Origin of the sequence: Streptomyces asoensis, assembly GCF_016860545.1 — a bacterium.
In the GTDB taxonomy this organism is placed as follows: domain Bacteria; phylum Actinomycetota; class Actinomycetes; order Streptomycetales; family Streptomycetaceae; genus Streptomyces; species Streptomyces asoensis.
Window position 1 is genome coordinate 1,420,555 of the sequence record NZ_BNEB01000003.1, and the last position, 17,403, is coordinate 1,437,957.

The 17,403-nt window shown below is 70.5% G+C and carries 15 protein-coding genes; 7 read left to right on the plus strand and 8 right to left on the minus strand.

Features of this window, described 5'->3' with window-relative positions:
* Nucleotides 1-50: 50 nt before the first annotated feature.
* Nucleotides 51-1,892 (minus strand): acyl-CoA dehydrogenase, encoded by a 1,842-nt coding sequence (locus Saso_RS19080; protein ID WP_189923549.1) that lies wholly within the window; start codon nt 1,890-1,892, stop codon nt 51-53.
* A gap of 206 nt (nt 1,893-2,098) precedes the next feature.
* Between Saso_RS19080 and Saso_RS19085 the strand changes: the two genes are divergently transcribed.
* Nucleotides 2,099-2,581: an SseB family protein gene (locus tag Saso_RS19085; protein ID WP_189923547.1), complete on the plus strand. Its 483-nt coding sequence runs from the start codon at nt 2,099-2,101 to the stop codon at nt 2,579-2,581.
* A gap of 215 nt (nt 2,582-2,796) precedes the next feature.
* Nucleotides 2,797-3,768 carry a pirin family protein gene (locus Saso_RS19090; protein WP_200746279.1) on the plus strand — a complete coding sequence of 324 codons (972 nt, stop codon included), beginning with the start codon at nt 2,797-2,799 and terminating at the stop codon, nt 3,766-3,768.
* A 90-nt stretch (nt 3,769-3,858) separates the two neighbouring features.
* On the opposite strand, the gene Saso_RS38295 is transcribed toward Saso_RS19090, so the two are convergent.
* Both Saso_RS38295 and Saso_RS38935 read right to left on the minus strand, forming a co-directional pair.
* On the minus strand, nt 3,859-4,053 hold the full coding sequence (locus Saso_RS38295) for a helix-turn-helix domain-containing protein (protein WP_229901344.1): 195 nt from the start codon (nt 4,051-4,053) through the stop codon (nt 3,859-3,861).
* Nucleotides 4,054-4,093: 40 nt separating this feature from the next.
* Nucleotides 4,094-4,570 carry a BRO-N domain-containing protein gene (locus tag Saso_RS38935; protein WP_307822236.1) on the minus strand — a complete coding sequence of 159 codons (477 nt, stop codon included), beginning with the start codon at nt 4,568-4,570 and terminating at the stop codon, nt 4,094-4,096.
* 171 nt (nt 4,571-4,741) lie between these two features.
* Here Saso_RS38935 and Saso_RS19100 point away from each other — a divergent pair, with 171 nt between their 5' ends.
* The gene (locus tag Saso_RS19100; RefSeq protein ID WP_189923543.1) at nt 4,742-5,791 is read left to right on the plus strand and encodes an AI-2E family transporter; all 1,050 of its coding nucleotides are present in this window, start codon (nt 4,742-4,744) and stop codon (nt 5,789-5,791) included.
* Here Saso_RS19100 and Saso_RS19105 read toward each other — a convergent pair.
* Nucleotides 5,788-7,923, minus strand: a complete 2,136-nt coding sequence (locus tag Saso_RS19105) for an ATP-binding SpoIIE family protein phosphatase (RefSeq protein WP_189923541.1) — start codon at nt 7,921-7,923, stop codon at nt 5,788-5,790. The genes Saso_RS19100 and Saso_RS19105 overlap by 4 nt on opposite strands.
* Nucleotides 7,924-8,090: 167 nt before the next feature.
* Between Saso_RS19105 and aspS the strand changes: the two genes are divergently transcribed.
* Together aspS and Saso_RS19115 are read left to right on the plus strand one after the other, a co-directional pair.
* Nucleotides 8,091-9,854, plus strand: a complete 1,764-nt coding sequence (gene aspS / locus Saso_RS19110) for an aspartate--tRNA ligase (protein WP_189923539.1) — start codon at nt 8,091-8,093, stop codon at nt 9,852-9,854.
* A 134-nt stretch (nt 9,855-9,988) separates the two neighbouring features.
* Complete coding sequence (locus Saso_RS19115; protein WP_189923536.1) at nt 9,989-10,936, plus strand: intradiol ring-cleavage dioxygenase; 948 nt, start codon at nt 9,989-9,991, stop codon at nt 10,934-10,936.
* A gap of 156 nt (nt 10,937-11,092) precedes the next feature.
* On the opposite strand, the gene Saso_RS19120 is transcribed toward Saso_RS19115, so the two are convergent.
* The gene (locus Saso_RS19120) at nt 11,093-11,509 is read right to left on the minus strand and encodes a hypothetical protein (RefSeq protein WP_189923534.1); all 417 of its coding nucleotides are present in this window, start codon (nt 11,507-11,509) and stop codon (nt 11,093-11,095) included.
* A gap of 273 nt (nt 11,510-11,782) precedes the next feature.
* On the opposite strand from Saso_RS19120, the gene Saso_RS19125 reads away from it, so the two are divergent.
* Complete coding sequence (locus tag Saso_RS19125; protein ID WP_189923532.1) at nt 11,783-12,820, plus strand: dioxygenase family protein; 1,038 nt, start codon at nt 11,783-11,785, stop codon at nt 12,818-12,820.
* Nucleotides 12,821-12,825: 5 nt separating this feature from the next.
* Here the strand turns inward: Saso_RS19125 and Saso_RS19130 are convergent, their stop codons facing one another.
* A complete protein-coding gene (locus Saso_RS19130; protein ID WP_189923957.1) occupies nt 12,826-13,503 on the minus strand; it encodes a hypothetical protein in 678 nt (225 codons plus the stop codon).
* Between the two features lie 141 nt (nt 13,504-13,644).
* On the opposite strand from Saso_RS19130, the gene Saso_RS19135 reads away from it, so the two are divergent.
* Nucleotides 13,645-14,988: a pectate lyase family protein gene (locus Saso_RS19135; protein ID WP_189923530.1), complete on the plus strand. Its 1,344-nt coding sequence runs from the start codon at nt 13,645-13,647 to the stop codon at nt 14,986-14,988.
* A gap of 85 nt (nt 14,989-15,073) precedes the next feature.
* On the opposite strand, the gene Saso_RS19140 is transcribed toward Saso_RS19135, so the two are convergent.
* Nucleotides 15,074-15,565 (minus strand): hypothetical protein, encoded by a 492-nt coding sequence (locus Saso_RS19140; RefSeq protein ID WP_189923528.1) that lies wholly within the window; start codon nt 15,563-15,565, stop codon nt 15,074-15,076.
* Nucleotides 15,566-15,695: 130 nt separating this feature from the next.
* Complete coding sequence (gene metG / locus Saso_RS19145) at nt 15,696-17,312, minus strand: methionine--tRNA ligase (RefSeq protein ID WP_189923526.1); 1,617 nt, start codon at nt 17,310-17,312, stop codon at nt 15,696-15,698.
* Nucleotides 17,313-17,403: the final 91 nt, after the last annotated feature.

A 17,403-nucleotide genomic window follows, 5' to 3' on the forward strand; every position in this document is an offset into this window, starting at 1 on the left:
GTTGTGCGGATGCGTCCTGGAACGCGGCCTTAAGGGCCCCGGCCCTTCTCCTAGAAGGCGGCCTCGTCGAGCTCCATGAGGTCGAGCTCGACGCCCGCGGCGACCTTGCGGGCCAGGGTGACGCCCGGCAGGACGTCGGCCGCGAAGAACTTCGCCGCGGCGATCTTGCCGGTGTAGAACGCCACGTCCTTGGCGGACAGCGCCTTCGTGGCGGCCGACTCCAGCTTCTCGGCGGCGATCGCCGCGCCCTTGAGGAGCAGGTAGCCGACGACCACGTCACCCGAGGCCAGCAGCAGGCGGGTGGTGTTCAGGCCCACCTTGTAGATGTTCTTGACGTCCTGCTCGGTGGCCGCGAGGTCGGTCAGCATCAGGCCGACGATGGCCTCCAGCTCGACGGCCGCCTTGGCCAGGTGCTCGCGGGCGACGGCCAGTTCCTCGCCGCCGGTGCCCAGCGCGAGGAACTTCTTGATGTCCTCGGCGAGGGTGTTCAGGGCCGCGCCCTGGTTGCGGACGATCTTCCGGAAGAAGAAGTCCTGGCCCTGGATGGCCGTGGTGCCCTCGTACAGGGTGTCGATCTTGGCGTCGCGGATGTACTGCTCGATCGGGTACTCCTGGAGGAACCCGGAGCCGCCGAACGTCTGGAGCGACTGGGCGAGCTGCTCGTAGCCCTTCTCGGAGCCGTAGCCCTTGACGATCGGCAGGAGCAGGTCGTTGAGGGCGTGCTCCGCCTTGGCGTCCTCGCCGTTCGCCTCCTTGACGGCGATCGAGTCCTGGACGGACGCCGTGTAGAGGACGAGGGCGCGCATGCCCTCCGCGTACGCCTTCTGCGTGATGAGCGAGCGGCGCACGTCGGGGTGGTGGGTGATGGTGACCTTCGGCGCGGCCTTGTCGCCGAACTGCGCGAGGTCGGAGCCCTGGACGCGCTCCTTGGCGTACTCCAGCGCGTTGAGGTAGCCGGTCGACAGGGTGGAGATCGCCTTCGTGCCGACCATCATGCGGGCGAACTCGATGATGCGGAACATCTGGCGGATGCCGTCGTGCTTGTCGCCGATCAGCCAGCCCCGGGCGGGGTGCCGGTCGCCGAACGTCATCTCGCAGGTGTTGGAGGCCTTGAGGCCCATCTTGTGCTCGACGTTCGTGGCGTAGACGCCGTTGCGCTCGCCCAGTTCGCCGGTCTCGAAGTCGAACTCGTACTTCGGGACGAGGAAGAGGGACAGGCCCTTGGTGCCGGGGCCGGCGCCCTCGGGACGGGCGAGGACGTAGTGGAGGATGTTCTCCGACATGTCGTGCTCGCCGGACGTGATGAAGCGCTTGACGCCCTCGATGTGCCAGGAGCCGTCCTCCTGCTGGACCGCCTTGGTGCGGCCGGCGCCGACGTCGGAGCCGGCGTCCGGCTCGGTGAGGACCATGGTGGAGCCCCACTGGCGGTCGACGGCGATCTGCGCGATCTTCTTCTGGACGTCGTTGCCCTCGTCGAAGAGGATGCCGGCGAAGGCGGGGCCGGAGGAGTACATCCACACGGCCGGGTTCGCGCCCAGGACGAGCTCGGCGTACGCCCAGATCAGGGACGGCGGGGCGGTGGTGCCGCCGATCTCCTCGGGCAGGCCCAGCCGCCAGTACTCCGAGTCCATGAAGGCCTGGTAGCTCTTCTTGAACGCCGGGGGTACGGGAGCGGTGTTGGTCTCGGGGTCGAAGACCGGCGGGTTGCGGTCGGCGTCGGTGAAGGACTCCGCCAGGTCGGTCTCCGCGAGACGGGTCAGCTCCTCGAGGACGCTCTTCGCCGTCTCGGTGTCCATCTCACCGAACGGGCCCGTGCCGTACAGCTTGTCGCGTCCGAGCACCTCGAAGAGGTTGAACTCGATGTCGCGGAGATTCGACTTGTAGTGCCCCATGGCGACGGCTCCGTAAAGAGAGATCGGCGAGGCACCGGGATCCTCGCGCTGGTTCAGATACCAACTAGTAGCTACCGATGATGCTACCCGTCGGTAATAAGTCGCAACCCCGATCCGGCCATCTGTGACGCGTAACGCGTCACGCGCGCCCGGGACGGGCCCCCGTACCGCCCCGCCCGCCGGGCGCGCTCGGTACGCTTGCGCCCATGTACGGATACGGCCAGCCCATGGACGGCGGTGCTGCGCAGCAGCAGTACGCCCCGCCGCAGCAGCCGATGGCCGGCGGCCACGGCGGGTACGGGCAGCAGCCGCCGCTCTACCCGGAGCCGTCCCCGCCGTCGCTCGCGGACGCGGTGCGGGCCTTCACCACGGGGCAGCTGGCCGCGGAGGACTTCCAGCAGGTCTTCGCGACCTCCAAGGTCTACTGCCCGCGCGGCGACAACCCCGGGTTCCTCGCGCTGCACAACACCCAGCAGCCGGTGATCCCGATGTTCACCTCGCTCAAGGAGCTGCGCCGGTACGCGGGCAAGGAGTCCAAGTACTTCGTGATCACCGGTTCCGAGATGATCGACCTGCTGCCCACCGGCTACGGCTTCGTCCTCGACATGGAGGGCGAGCACCGGATGGTCTTCGACGCGAAGGCGGTCGAGCAGATGGTCGAGTTCGCGATGCGCCGGATGTACGGCTGACGGTCCGGCTCGCGCCCCTTTCTCCCTTCCGGCCGCCCCCTCGGGCGGCGGGTGGATCACCCCTGCCCTTCACAGGCGTGTCATAGGGTTCCCCGCGCCGTGCTCCCGCGCGGCCTCCGCTGCACGGGAATGCCTCCCGGCCTTCCGTCGTTACGGGTAGCAGAAAGTTCAATGCTCAACTAAACTGGACGCACATCGCCCAAGGAGGTACGGACATGCCCGCAGTGACCGTCGAGAACCCGTTGACCCTGCCGCGCGTCACGGCGGCGGCCGACGCGGTCGCCCGTCCCGTGCTCACCGTCACGACCGCGCCCAGCGGCTTCGAGGGCGAGGGCTTCCCGGTCCGCCGCGCGTTCGCCGGGATCAACTACCGCCACCTCGACCCGTTCATCATGATGGACCAGATGGGCGAGGTGGAGTACGCGCCGGGAGAGCCCAAGGGCACCCCGTGGCACCCGCACCGCGGCTTCGAGACCGTCACCTACATCATCGACGGCGTCTTCGACCACCAGGACAGTCAGGGCGGTGGCGGAACCATCACCAACGGCGACACCCAGTGGATGACGGCCGGCTCGGGCCTGCTGCACATCGAGGCGCCGCCGGAGTCGCTGGTCATGTCCGGCGGTCTGTTCCACGGCCTCCAGCTGTGGGTGAACCTGCCGGCCAAGGACAAGATGATGGCGCCGCGCTACCAGGACATCCGTGGCGGCAGCGTGCAGCTCCTGACCAGCCCGGACGGCGGCGCGCTGCTGCGGGTCATCGCGGGTGAGCTGGACGGCCACGCCGGACCCGGCATCACCCACACCCCGATCACGATGGTCCACGCGACCCTCGCGCCGGGCGCGGAACTCACCCTTCCGTGGCGGGAGGACTTCAACGGTCTCGCGTACGTCATGGCGGGCAAGGGTGCCGTCGGCGCCGAGCGTCGGCCGATCCACCTGGGCCAGACGGCGGTCTTCGGCGCGGGTTCCTCGCTGACGGTCCGCGCGGACGAGAAGCAGGACTCCCACACGCCCGACCTGGAGGTCGTGCTGCTGGGCGGCCGGCCGATCCGTGAGCCGATGGCCCACTACGGGCCGTTCGTGATGAACACCAGGGACGAGCTCCAGCAGGCCTTCGACGACTTCCAGAAGGGCCGCCTGGGCACGATCCCGGCGGTCCACGGGATGACGTCCGAAGGCATCTAGCCTCCGGCCCCGCCGAGATCCCGCTAGGGTGTGAACAGGCCCGAAGCCGCAAAGTTGGTTTGCGACTTCGGGCCTGACCCATGTCACCCGCTACGGCAGCACGTAGAGCGGCGCTCCGTCCGCCCCACATCCCGTCTGCCGCACGCATCCCCGCTTGAGCAGCATCCGCAGGCTGTCGTGCACACGGTCGTGCGACAGGCCGGTACGCGCGGCGATGTCCTCCACGCGGTAGCGGGCCTCGCCGCGGGCCAGCGCCGGGGCCAGGACGGCGGCGACCGCGTGCACGTCGTCCGTGACGACGGGCCACCATCCAGCGCGACGGCTCCTACGCCCTCGAGCCGGCCGCCGTGCAACCCGCCCCCGCCGGCGGCACCGCGTACGTCATGCCCGAACAGGTCGTCGACGCGCTGGTGCGCCTGATGACCTCGGAGACCCAGATCTTGAAGGGCTGTGCTTCCGGTTTGGTGCAGGCGTTGACCATGAGGATCAGACCCTGGAGATTGACGAGATTCATGTCTCGTCGCCACTCCCGACCTGCGGGAATGCTGAGAGTGTGCCTCTGAAGCACACTCTCGACACTGTCGACGTTGGCTGTGTCGGCAATGTTGCGCAGAGTGGAACCGACATGCGTGTAACCCAGGTTCTTGCACACGTCGACCGCCGGGAACCAGTGCGTCCCGTCCGGCATGGTGAGCCTGCGCAGCCGCGCTCCGGTCACCGCGTAGACGAAGTCACTGATCTCGATCGCGTCCTGCTGTGCCGCCGACAGGTCCGGCGGCTGTGTGTTGTTCTGCTCGTACATCGAGCATCACCTCCGCCATGAAAAATAGGCATATGCCACCGTAACTGGCCGCATCGGTAAGGTTGTTCACCCTTTAGGAGCGGGTGTTCGATTGCGGGGGCGGGGCCGGGGGTGTCACTCGGGTGGGTGGGTGGAGGGGACAGGGGGGTGGGGGTGTGGTGCGGTGGTGGGGTGCATCTGCTTCCCGTGGCCGCGCGCCGGTTCGCCGCCTGGTGCGGCGTGATTCTGCTGGCGTCGGGCGTCGGGTACGTCGGGATCAGGCTCTGCGCGGAGTTGCGGACCGCCGTCACCCCCGTGCTGCTCGCCCTGCTCGGGACCGCGCTGCTCAGGCCGTTCCACCGGCGCCTGGTGAAGGCCGGGGTGCCCCGGTCGCTGTCGGCGGGCCTGACCTGTGTGGCGGTCGTCGCCGTGGTCGGCGGGGCCGTCTACATCGTGGTCGCGGCGCTGATCGACAGCGGCGACCAGATCGTCGCCGCGCTCAGGTCCGCCTCGCGTGGTGTCGCCGCGCACTTCGGCGCCGCCGGGACCTCGCTGGACGACCTCGCGGGCAACGCGAAGGAGCTGCTCACCAAGTTCGGCGGCACGGCCGCGTCCAATGTCATCAGCGGGGTCAGCGTCGTCGGCGAGACCATCGCGATGGCCGTGCTCGCGCTGCTGCTCGTCTTCTTCTTCCTGCGTGACTCCTACCGCGCCGTCGGCGTGCTGCGCTCCGTCGCCCCGCGCGGGACCGGCGACACCCTGGAGGCGATGGCGCGGCGGGCCTTCCGGGCCGTCGAGGGGTTCATGCGCGGGACGACCTTCATCGCCTTCATCGACGCCGTCTGCATCACCGTCGGGCTGCTCGTCCTCGACGTGCCCGGCGCGGTCGGGCTGGGCGCCCTCGTCTTCGTCGGGGCGTACATCCCCTATCTCGGGGCGTTCCTGTCCGGGGCGGTCGCCGTGCTGGTCGCTCTCGCCGACCGGGGATTCGTCATCGCGCTGTGGACGCTGGGCGTCGTGCTCGCCGTGCAGGTCCTGGAGGGGCACGTGCTCCAGCCGATGATCCAGAGCCGGACGGTGCAGATGCACCCGGCGGTGGTGATGATCACCATCACGGCGGGGGCGTCCGTGGCCGGGATCCTGGGCATGCTGCTGGCCGTTCCCCTGACGGCCGCCGGTTTCGGGGTCCTGCACGAGCTGCGGGCGCGTTACGGGGCTCCCGGCGAGGACGCGGCCCCCTAGGGAGTGTCGGGTTCGCTGAGTTCGAACCAGATGCTCTTGCCCTTGCCCCGCGGCGCCACCCCCCAGGTCTCGGCCAGCAGTTCGATGAGGACCAGCCCGCGCCCCGACGACGCCAGCTCCCCGGGGCTGCGCAGGTGCGGGAGGTCGTCGCCCGTGTCGCTGACCTCGATGCGCAGGCGGCGCTCACCGGGGGCGCCGGTGACCTCGGCGACGAGCAGGGCGTCCGCGTCGGTGTGCACGAGGACGTTCGTCAGGGTCTCGGAGACGAGCAGGACCGCCGAGTCGACCTGGTCCTCGCAGGTCCAGTCGTGCAGCAGCTCGCGCAGTTGCTGCCGGGCCGCGGCGATCCGCTCGGGCTCGGCCTGCGCGACCGTCAGCATCGAGCGGCGCACCGGCTGCCGCGCCGGGACGACGGCGGCGTCCGGGCCGCAGCCACCCGCCCCCTGGCGGCACAGGAGCAGGACGGCGATGTCGTCCTCGCGGCGGTCGGCCAGAGGGCCCGTGGTGTGGTGGGAGGACGGCCCGTGCACGGCCTGGACCAGCGCGTCGGCCAGTTCCTCCAGATCGCCCTCGTGCGTCTCCAGGGTCTTGCGGACACGCCTCCAGCCGGTGTCGAGGTCGTGGCCGCCGGTCTCCAGCAGGCCGTCGGTGCACAGCATCAGCGCCTCGCCCGGTTCGAGGCCGAGCCGGGTCGTGGGGTAGTCGGCGTCCGGGTCGATGCCGAGGGGCAGGCCGCCGGCGGTGGCGCGGACCAGTACGGTGCCGTCGGCCATCCGGATCGCGGGGTCCAGATGCCCGGCCCGGGCGGTCTCCAGGACGCCGGTCACCGGGTCGACCTCGATGTAGAGGCAGGTCGCGAACCGCGGGTCGGACCCCGCCCCGGCGCCCCCGCCGTCGGTCGCGGCGAGGCCGTGGAAGAAGCCGGAGGCGCGGGAGAGGACGGCGTCGGGGCGGTGGCCCTCCGCGGCGTACGCCCGTACCGCTATCCGCAGCTGGCCCATGAGGCCCGCAGCCCGGACGTCGTGTCCCTGGACGTCGCCGATGACCAGGGCGAAGCGGCCCCGGGGCAGCGGGATCATGTCGTACCAGTCGCCGCCGACCTGGAGACCGCCGCCGGTCGGTATGTAGCGTGCGGCGAGGGTCATGCCCGGTATCTCGGGGCCGAGGGTGGGGAGCATGGAGCGTTGCAGACCGTCGGTCAGCTCGCGCTGGGTCTCCGCCGCGCCGGCGCGGGTGAGGGCCTGCGCGAGCATGCGCGCGACCGTCGTCAGCACAGAGCGCTCGTCCGGGGTGAACGCCACCGGGTAGGCGAAGGCGGCCATCCAGGCGCCCATCGTGCGACCGGCCACCGTGAGCGGCAGGAACGCCCAGGAGTGGCGGCCGAACTGCGCCGCCATCGGCCAGGTCAGCGGGTAGCGCTCCTTGTACTGCTCGGGAGAGGAGAGGTAGACCGCCCGCCCGGTCCGGACGACCTCGGCGGCCGGATAGTCCGTATGGAGGGACATCTGGGTGAAGGGACTCTCGTCACCGGGCTGCTGTCCGTGATGGCCGATGATCGTCAGCCGGTCGCCCTCGACGCCGAAGACGGCCAGTCCGTCGGGTGAGAAACCCGGCATCGACAGGGCCGCCGCCACCCTCAGCACCTCTTCGGTGGACCGTGCCTCCGCCAGTGCCCGTCCGGCGTCCAGCAGGAAGGCCTCGCGCGAGCGCCGCCAGTCCCCGGTGACGGCGGTCCGCCCCGCCGGGGTGCCGGGCGTCGGCTCGGTGACCTCCTGGAGGGTGCCGATCAGCTCGTACGCCTTGCGCACCGGGTCGAAGGACGGCTTGGAGCGGCTGCGCACCACCCGTACGACCCGCCCCTGGTCGTCCATGATCCGGATGCGCACCTCCGCGAGGGTGCTCTCGGCCACCGCGAGCTGGATCACGCCGGTGATCTCGTTCCAGTCCACGGGGTGCAGCCGGGCCCGGGTCTGGGCCTCCGTGAGGACCGTCTCGTGCCGTGGCAGCCCCAGCAGCCGGGCCGCCTCGGCGTCGACCGTGACCAGCCCGGTGGCGGTGTCCCAGTGCCACAGGCCGGTCGCGAGGGAGGCGAGGACCTCCCCCACGGCGGGCAACGGCTCGCCAGTGCGCATTGCCCCACTTTAAGAAGATGCCCTCCGGAAGTGCCACTGATCGCCGGACCGGTATTGCGGGGAGGTGATCAGTGGCTGCCCGGTACGCTGGAGGTTGTTTCACGTGAAACAGGGCCTTGTTTCCTGTGAGACGTGCCCCCCGATCCGCGAAGACTGGATGAACGACGATGCATCGGTACAGGTCCCACACCTGCGGCGAGCTCCGCGCCTCTGACGTCGGTACCGACGTCCGGCTGAGCGGCTGGCTGCACAATCGGCGCGACCTGGGCGGCATCCTCTTCATCGATCTGCGCGACCACTACGGCATCACGCAGCTCGTCGCACGTCCGGGCACCCCCGCGTACGAGGCCCTCGACAAGCTGACCAAGGAATCGACGGTCCGCGTGGACGGCAAGGTCGTCTCGCGTGGCGCGGAAAACGTCAACGCGGATCTGCCGACCGGTGAGATCGAGGTCGAGGTCGGCGAGGTCGAGCTGCTCGGCGCGGCCCAGCCGCTCCCCTTCACGATCAACACCGAGGACGGGGTGAACGAGGAGCGGCGCCTGGAGTACCGCTTCCTGGACCTGCGCCGTGAGCGCATGCACCGCAACATCATGCTGCGCACGTCGGTCATCTCGGCGATGCGCCACAAGATGACGGCGCTGGGCTTCAACGAGATGGCGACGCCGATCCTGTCCGCGACCTCTCCCGAGGGCGCCCGCGACTTCGTCGTCCCGTCCCGGCTGCACGCGGGCCGGTTCTACGCCCTGCCGCAGGCCCCGCAGCAGTTCAAGCAGCTGCTGATGATCTCGGGCTTCGACCGCTACTTCCAGATCGCGCCCTGCTTCCGGGACGAGGACGCGCGCGCGGACCGTTCGCCGGGCGAGTTCTACCAGCTCGACGTCGAGATGAGCTTCGTCGAGCAGGAGGACGTCTTCCAGCCGATCGAGAAGCTCATGACGGAGCTGTTCGAGGAGTTCGGCGGCGGCCGCCACGTCACCTCCCCGTTCCCGCGCATCCCGTTCCGCGAGTCGATGCTGAAGTACGGCTCCGACAAGCCGGACCTGCGCGCGCAGCTCGAGCTCGTCGACATCACCGACGTCTTCGAGGGCTCGGAGTTCAAGGCCTTCGCGGGCAAGCACGTGCGGGCCCTGCCGGTGCCGGACGTCGCCGCGCAGCCCCGGAAGTTCTTCGACCAGCTCGGCGACTTCGCCGTGACGCTGGGAGCGAAGGGTCTGGCCTGGGTCCGGGTGACCGAGGAAGGGACGCTGACCGGCCCGATCGCGAAGTTCCTGACCGAGGAGAACGTCGCCGAGCTGACCAAGCGCCTGTCGCTGGCCGCCGGCCACGCGGTGTTCTTCGGCGCGGGCGAGTTCGACGAGGTCTCGAAGATCATGGGCGCGGTGCGGGTCGAGGCCGCCAAGCGCGCCGGACACTTCGAGGAGAACGTCTTCCGCTTCTGCTGGATCGTCGACTTCCCGATGTACGAGAAGGACGAGGAGACCGGCGCGATCGACTTCTCGCACAACCCGTTCTCGATGCCGCAGGGCGGCCTGGAGGCCCTGGAGACCCAGGACCCCCTGGACATCCTGGGCTGGCAGTACGACATCGTCTGCAACGGCGTCGAGCTGTCCTCCGGCGCGATCCGCAACCACGAGCCCGAGATCATGCTGAAGGCGTTCGAGATCGCCGGCTACGACCGGGAGACCGTCGAGGACAAGTTCGCGGGCATGCTGCGCGCGTTCCGCTTCGGCGCCCCGCCGCACGGCGGGATCGCGCCGGGCGTCGACCGCATCGTCATGCTGCTGGCCGACGAGCCCAACATCCGCGAGACCATCTCCTTCCCGCTCAACGGCAACGCCCAGGACCTGATGATGGGCGCGCCGACGGAGCTGGAGGAGGCCCGGCTGAGGGAGCTGCACCTCTCGGTGCGCAAGCCGCAGCCGAAGTAGCCGGCAGGCGGCGCGAACACGCCGTACGGAGTGGCCCGGAACCGACGTCGGTTCCGGGCCACTCCCGTTCTCCCGGGAAAATGACAGCCCTTCCCCATGCTCCTGACAGGTTCGGTGCCTACCGTCCCGGCCTCATGACGGGATCTCAGAAACCACACAGCGAACAGGACTTGTCACGCCGTACGGTCGTGGCCGTCGCCGCGGGCGGCATCGCGGCCGCGGGCCTGGGCGGGACCGCCTTCGCGGCGGGCGCCGGCGGGGAGCAGGGCGGACCGGCCCGCACCGGCGCCGACGGCGAGGTCTGCTACCGCCTGACCTCCGAGACGGTCGAGGGGCCCTACTACATCGACGCCGACAAGATCCGGCGGGACGTCACGGAGGACCGGGAGGGCATCCCGCTCCTCCTCGGCCTCAAGGTGATCGACTCGGAGACCTGCAAGCCGGTACGGAACGCGGCCGTCGACATCTGGCACTGCGACGCGGCGGGCGTGTACTCGGGCTACGAGAACCAGGGCAACGGCGGCGGAGGGGGTGGCCCCGCCCCGACGGGCGAGCCGCCGACCGGTGAACCCCCGACCGGCGCGCCCACCGGCCCGCCGCCGGGCGGCGGCCACCAGGAACCCACGGACGACAGCCGCTACCTGCGCGGCACCTGGCGGACCGACCGGCACGGGCAGGTCACCTTCAGGACGGTCTTCCCGGGCTGGTACCGGGGCCGGTGCGTGCACATGCACGTCAAGGTGCACGTGGACGGCGAGTGGACCGACGCCGGGTACGAGGGCGGCCACACCTGCCACACCGGCCAGTTCTTCTTCGACGAGGAGTCCGTGCTGGCCTCCGCGGTGGTGGAGCCGTACGCGAGCAACACCACGGAGCGCACGACTCTCACCGAGGACACGATCTACGACCAGAGCGGCACCGCGGGCGGCCTGCTGCGACTGCGCTACGACAAGCGGGACATCGCCAGGGGCGTCCACGGGTCGATCACGGTGGGCGTCGATCCGGAGGCCACGCAGGACGGCCAGAGCGCACCGCCCCAGCCGGGCGCGTCGGCGTCCGCGTCGGCGTCGGGCTCGGCCTAGGCGGCACATCCGCCCGCCGCGGGAGGGACCGGCGGATCTCTCCGGGCCACGCCCCCGGCCTGCGTTCTCCCGGGGGTGTGGCCCGTCGCGTGGCCGCCCGGCACCTCACCGGAGCCGCACAGGAAGCCCGTGGGGGGAGCACAGCGGCGCGTCGTCTCATGGGCTGTACGCCGGCATGTGCCGGCGGGGCGAGGGAGGAAACGACGCCATGGGATCCACGGAGTTCATGATCACGCTGTCGGTGCTGCTGATCGCCGCGGCGGTGGCCGGGGTGGTGGCCCAGCGGCGTGCGGCGCGCGTCCGGCGCCCGCCCGTCCGGGCCGGGCTGGACGCGGAGGCGGAGGCCAACCACTGGCTGATACGGCTGGGCGGAGGTCTGGTCCCGCCGGACACGCGGGCCTGGGCCGGCGCGGACGAGTCCGTGGGACGGGCACTGACCCGCGCCGCGGAGTGCCATCGCGCGGCCCGCGCCCGGCTGGCCACCGCCCGCACGGCGGCGGAGTACGAGGAGGCCACGCGGATGGCGAGGGAGGGACTGGACCAGCTGCGGTCGGCCCGCACGGCACTGGGCACGGAGCCCGCCCTTGCCCCCGCGTCTGCCCCTGCGCCCGCGCCCGCTCCTGAGCCCGCGTCTGCGTCGGCCCCTGCGCCCGCTCCTGAGCCCGCGTCTGCGTCGGCCCCTGCGCCCGTGCCCGTGTCTGCGCCCGCGCCCGCGCCTGGGCCCGCCTTTCCGCCCGTCCCCGCACCGGTCTCCGCCCTTGCCCCGGGTCCTGTTCTTTACCTGCCGTTGGAATTCCACAGGTCAGTCCCACGCCCCTGACAGGCCCGCCTCCTAGCTTCGCGGCCATGACGGGAAACTCAGGGAACACAGCGAACACAGCCGCCGCCGACGAAGGCCCGCAGGGCCCCCGGCACAAGCGCGATCTGACCCGCCGGAAGGTGGTCGTCGCCGGTGCGGGCGCGGCCGTCGCCGTCGGGACGGCGGGCGCGCTCGCCGCAGGTGCCTTCGCCGGCGAGAAGGGCGGGACCAAGCCCGCGGCGTCCGCCTCGGCCGGCGCAGGCGAGGCCTGCTACCGGCTCACCTCGGAGACCACCGAGGGCCCGTACTACATCGACGCGGACAAGCTCCGCCGGGACATCACCGAGGACAAGGAGGGCATCCCGCTCACCCTCGCCCTCAAGGTGATCGACTCCGAGACCTGCAAGCCGGTGGTGAACGCGGCCGTCGACATCTGGCACTGCGACGCCCTCGGCATCTACTCCGGCTACGAGAGCCTCTCCACCGGCGACGGGGGCGGCGCGCCGACGGACGCGCCGTCCGGCACTCCGACCGGCACGCCGACCGACGTGCCGACCGGCGCCCCGACCGGAGAGCCGCCGTCCGGCGGCGGTGGCGGCGGTGGTCACGAGGAGCCCACGGACGACGAGCGCTATCTGCGGGGCACGTGGCGGACCGACCGGCAGGGACGGGTGACCTTCAAGACGGTCTTCCCGGGCTGGTACCGCGGCCGCACCGTCCACATCCACACCAAGGTGCACGTCAACGGCGAGTGGACGGACGCCGGGTACGAGGGCGGCAACACCTGCCACACCGGCCAGTTCTTCTTCGACGAGGAGTCCGTGCTCGCGTCGGCCGAGGTGGAGCCGTACTCCACGAGCACCACCGAGCGGACCACCCTCACCGAGGACACGATCTACGACCAGAGCGGCGTCCAGGGCGGCCTGCTCAAGCTGAAGTACGACCAGAAGAACATCGCCCGGGGGGTGGTCGGCTCGATCACCATGGCCGTGGAACCGGACGCCACCCACGAGGGCACCGACGACGCCGTCCAGCCGGGCGCGTCCACGACGGCGTCTGCCGAGGCGTCGGCGTCGTCGAGCTGATCGGCTCACTCGTCCGGTGACGCCCCGTCCTCCAGCAGGCGTTCCGCGATGTCCGTCGACCAGCTCTGGGCCCACGCACGCAGGTCCGTGAGCTGGTCCTCGGCCACGCCGTACCAGGTGAACGCGGAGTCCGGGTAGTGGTCCGTGCCCGTCAGACGGGCCTGGAGGGCGGGCAGGTCGAAGTCGTCGCGGGCGTGGCGGCGGCCCAGTTCCTCCAGGTCCGGATGGGTGAAGCGGGCCGAGGCCGCCCTCGCGTCGATCAGGTCGACGGCCAGGCCGCGGTCGTAGAGCGCCCGGACCTTCGTGCCCACCGCGTCCGGGAGGCAGAGCGCCGGCCCGTACGGGGTCGTGACGGGCGGGCTCCAGAAGGTCTCCTTGTGCAGGGCCAGCCGCAGGACGGTGTCCGTGGCGCGGTCGAGCACCAGGAGGTGCGCCGAGAGCGGGTCCGTGTCCTCCACCGACGGCTCGAACCCGCCCCGGGCGGTGAGCGCGGCGCCGACCGCCCCGGCGAGCACGGGCATCGGCTCCGCGCTCTCGGTCGCCAGGTCCACGTTCGCGTGCGGGCGCCGCAGCAGTCCGTGCGCCTCCAGGGCCAGGCCTCCGGCCAGCGCCCAGGGGGCGTCGGCGGCGGTCGCGGCGAAGACCTCGGCGAGGAGACGGAGGTGCGGTTCGAGAAGGTCCACCGGGTAGTCGTACCAGGCGGGACGGGGTGCGCGGGGCACGCGCGGGGCGGCGGCGGAAAAACTTCGCGCCGAGCGGCAACTCTTCGGGCGGCGGCGACCACTGACAGGACGTAAGTCCGCTCCTCCCCGTAAGGATCCCCCGTGGCTGCTCCCTCCCACCGCCGGTCCCTTCGCTCGCGCCGCCTGCTCGTCGTCACCGCCGCCGCCGTGGCCGCGGGTGTCGGCGCCGGTGTCGTCGTGATGAACGCGAACGCCGGGACCGTCGACCTGTACCACCAGACGCTCGCCGCCAAGGACGGCTGGGCCTCCTCCGGCACGGGCACCACCGGTGGCACCAAGGCCGACGCCGCGCACACCTTCACCGTCTCCACCCGCGCGGAACTCGTGAAGGCGCTCGGTTCGGCGACCGACACCACCCCGCGGATCATCAAGGTCAAGGGAACGATCGACGCCAACACGAGCGACGCGGGCAAGAAGCTGACCTGCGCCGACTACGCGTCCGGGACGGGCTACTCGCTCTCCGCCTACCTGAAGGCGTACGACCCGTCCTCCTACGGCACCTCCAAGCTGCCGTCCGGGACGCAGGAGAAGGCCCGCGCCGCCGCCCAGACCAAGCAGGCGAAGAACATCGTCTTCAAGGTGCCGGCCAACACGACCGTCGTCGGGGTGCCGGGCACCTCGGCCGGGATATCCGGCGGCATGCTCCAGATCCAGAACGTGGACAACGTCATCGTCCGCAACCTGGCCTTCTCCGCCACCGAGGACTGCTTCCCGCAGTGGGACCCGACCGACGGCGACGACGGCAACTGGAACTCCAACTACGACTCCGTCACCCTGCGCGGCGCGACCCACGTCTGGGCCGATCACAACACGTTCACCGACGCGCCCCACCTGGACAGCGCCAACCCGAAGTACTACGGCCGCGAGTACCAGATCCACGACGGCGCCCTGGACATCACCAAGAGCTCGGACCTGGTGACCGTCTCGCGCAACCAGTTCACCAACCACGACAAGACGATGCTGATCGGCAGCAGCGACAGCGAGCCCGCCGGCAAGCTGCGCGTCTCGATCCACCACAACGTGTGGAAGGGCATCGTCCAGCGCGCACCGCTGGCCCGTGTCGGCCAGGTGCACATCTACAACAACGTCTACGACGTCACGACCCTCAACGGCTACGTGACGCAGTACAGCATCAACTCCCGCGCCAAGGCCCAGGTCGTCGCGGAGGGCAACTACTGGAAGGTCCCGGCCGGCGGCAAGGTCGCCAAGCTCCTCAGCGGTGACGGGACCGGCTCGGTCAAGGGCTCCGGCAACCTCGTCAACGGCACGGTGACCGACGTGGTCGCCGCCTACAACGCGGCCTCGTCGAAGAAGCTGAAGACGACCGTCAACTGGACGCCGACCCTGACGGCCGGCCTGGAGACGTCGGCCAAGGACCTGCCGACGACCCTGGCGACCACCACGGGCGCGGGCGTCCTGAAGTAACACCCCCGGACACGCGAGGGCCGGGTGACCACGAGCCCCCGGCCCTCGCGTTCACCTGCCGCCTGCGTACGTCGGCCGTCCGGCGTCAGGTGTCGTAGGAGCCGTCCCACGGCTCGGCGAAGGCCAGGCGGTCCGGATAGAGCTCCGCCCAGGTCTCCGGTTCGCCGTCCTCGTCCTTGTCCTCGCGGATCACCAGGCCGAACAGCACGCCCTCGTAGGTGATCCGGAAGGGGCGCACGGCGATGTCCGTGTAGGAGCGGCGGGGCAGGCTGCGCAGGAGCGTGGCCAGACGGACGCGGGCCCGGGTGAGCACCGAGTCGTCGCCGTGCGGGTCGCGCTGCTGCTCGGCCCAGGTGCCGGCACACCAGATGTCCGAGTCGCGGTGGTTGCCGTCCGCGTCGAAGGTGTGCAGCACGGTGTAGAGGCGTTTGTGCTCTTCCCAGCCGTCGTCGAGACGGAACCCTTCGGGGAAGGCGTACGTGACCGACGCGAGGAACTGGCCGTCCGCGTACCGTCCGATGGAATCGGTGCGGTGCCTCGGCTCGTACGCGATCGGGATGACGTTGGGGACTGCCATGGCGGAAACCATACGGCTTGGCGGGAACATGCCCGAGCCGGGGGAACCTCTACGGCTCTTCCCCGCGCGTCCCGCGGCCGGGGTCCGGGAAACTCCTCGTTTCCCGGACCCGTGGCCGGTCGCCGTGCGGCTACGCGGCCGGCTTCTCCTCCAGGCGCGGGAAGAGGACGGCACCCTTGGTCACCGTCGTGCCGGCCGGGAGGATCCCCCAGGTGCCGGCGTCCTGGACCCGCTGGTCCGCGAGCGCGCCGAGGGCGGCCTCCGCGCCCAGCGAGTCCCACAGCTTCTGCGAGGTGTCCGGCATGACCGGGTTCAGCAGGACGGCCACGGCGCGCAGCGACTCGGCCGCCGTGTAGAGGATGGTCGCGAGACGGGCCCGGCCCTCGGCCGAGTCGTCCTTGGCGACCTTCCACGGCTCCTGCTCCGTGATGTAGCCGTTGACCTGCTTGACGAAGTCGAACACGGCCAGGATGCCGCCCTGGAAGTCCAGCTCCTCGCCGATCTTGCGGTCGGCGACCGCGACCGCCTTCGCCAGACCGTCGTGCAGCGCCTTCTCGGCGTCGCCGTCGGCGGTGGCCCCGGGCAGGACGCCGTCGAAGTACTTGCCGACCATGGCGGCCACGCGGGAGGCGAGGTTGCCGTAGTCGTTCGCCAGCTCGCTGGTGTAGCGGGCGGAGAAGTCCTCCCACGAGAACGAGCCGTCCTGGCCGAAGGCGATGGCCCGCAGGAAGTACCAGCGGTACGCGTCCACGCCGAAGTGCGAGGTCAGGTCCTGCGGCTTGATGCCGGTCAGGTTCGACTTCGACATCTTCTCGCCGCCGACCATCAGCCAGCCGTTCGCGGCGATCTTCCCGGGCAGCGGGAGGCCCTGCGCCATCAGCATCGCGGGCCAGATCACCGCGTGGAAGCGGAGGATGTCCTTGCCGACCAGGTGGACGTCGGCCGGGAAGGTGGCCTCGAACTTCTCCTGGTTCTCGTTGTAACCGACCGCGGTGGCGTAGTTCAGCAGCGCGTCGACCCACACGTAGATCACGTGCTTCTGGTCCCACGGGATCGGGATGCCCCAGTCGAAGGTGGAGCGGGAGATCGAGAGGTCCTGGAGGCCCTGGCGGACGAAGTTCACGACCTCGTTGCGCGCGGACTCGGGCTGGATGAAGCCCGGGTTCGCCTCGTAGAGCGCGAGGAGCTTGTCGCCGTACTCGCTCAGCTTGAAGAAGTAGTTCTCCTCGCTGAGGATCTCCACGGGCTTCTTGTGGATCGGGCACAGCTTCTGGCCGGCGAAGTCTCCCTCTCCGTCGAGCAGCTCGCCCGGGAGCTTGTACTCCTCGCAGCCCACGCAGTACGGGCCCTCGTAGCCGCCCTTGTAGATCTCGCCCTTGTCGTACAGGTCCTGCACGAACTCCTGGACGCGGTCGGTGTGCCGCTGCTGCGTGGTGCGGATGAAGTCGTCGTTCGCGATCTCCAGGTGCTCCCAGAGGGGGCGCCAGGCCTCGTCGACGAGCTTGTCGGCCCACTGCTGCGGGCTGACGCCGTTCGCCTCCGCGGTACGCATGATCTTCTGACCGTGCTCGTCCGTGCCGGTGAGGTACCACACCTTCTCACCGCGCTGGCGGTGCCAGCGGGTGAGCACGTCGCCTGCGACGGTCGTATAGGCGTGGCCCAGGTGAGGAGCGTCGTTGACGTAGTAGATGGGGGTGGAGACGTAGAACGCCTTGCCACCCTGCTTCTCGGTTCCAGTGGCCGCCATGCCCGAAATCCTACTGGCCCCGCGAAGATCCCCTCACCCGCGTTTCGGGGGGTGGACGGGGCGGACGGCGGTCCGCTCCGGCCACCCCCCG

Excerpts from the sequence above, each read along its gene's own strand:
- Saso_RS19080 (WP_189923549.1), bottom strand. The coding sequence starts at position 1,892 with ATGGGGCACTACAAGTCGAATCTCCGCGACATCGAGTTCAACCTCTTC.
- Saso_RS19115 (WP_189923536.1), top strand. The coding sequence starts at position 9,989 with ATGACGGGATCTCAGAAACCACACAGCGAACAGGACTTGTCACGCCGT.
- metG (WP_189923526.1), bottom strand. The coding sequence starts at position 17,312 with ATGGCGGCCACTGGAACCGAGAAGCAGGGTGGCAAGGCGTTCTACGTC.
- Saso_RS19085 (WP_189923547.1), top strand. The coding sequence starts at position 2,099 with ATGTACGGATACGGCCAGCCCATGGACGGCGGTGCTGCGCAGCAGCAG.
- aspS (WP_189923539.1), top strand. The coding sequence starts at position 8,091 with ATGCATCGGTACAGGTCCCACACCTGCGGCGAGCTCCGCGCCTCTGAC.
- Saso_RS19140 (WP_189923528.1), bottom strand. The coding sequence starts at position 15,565 with ATGGCAGTCCCCAACGTCATCCCGATCGCGTACGAGCCGAGGCACCGC.
- Saso_RS19105 (WP_189923541.1), bottom strand. The coding sequence starts at position 7,923 with ATGCGCACTGGCGAGCCGTTGCCCGCCGTGGGGGAGGTCCTCGCCTCC.
- Saso_RS19125 (WP_189923532.1), top strand. The coding sequence starts at position 11,783 with ATGACGGGAAACTCAGGGAACACAGCGAACACAGCCGCCGCCGACGAA.
- Saso_RS19090 (WP_200746279.1), top strand. The coding sequence starts at position 2,797 with ATGCCCGCAGTGACCGTCGAGAACCCGTTGACCCTGCCGCGCGTCACG.
- Saso_RS38935 (WP_307822236.1), bottom strand. The coding sequence starts at position 4,570 with ATGTACGAGCAGAACAACACACAGCCGCCGGACCTGTCGGCGGCACAG.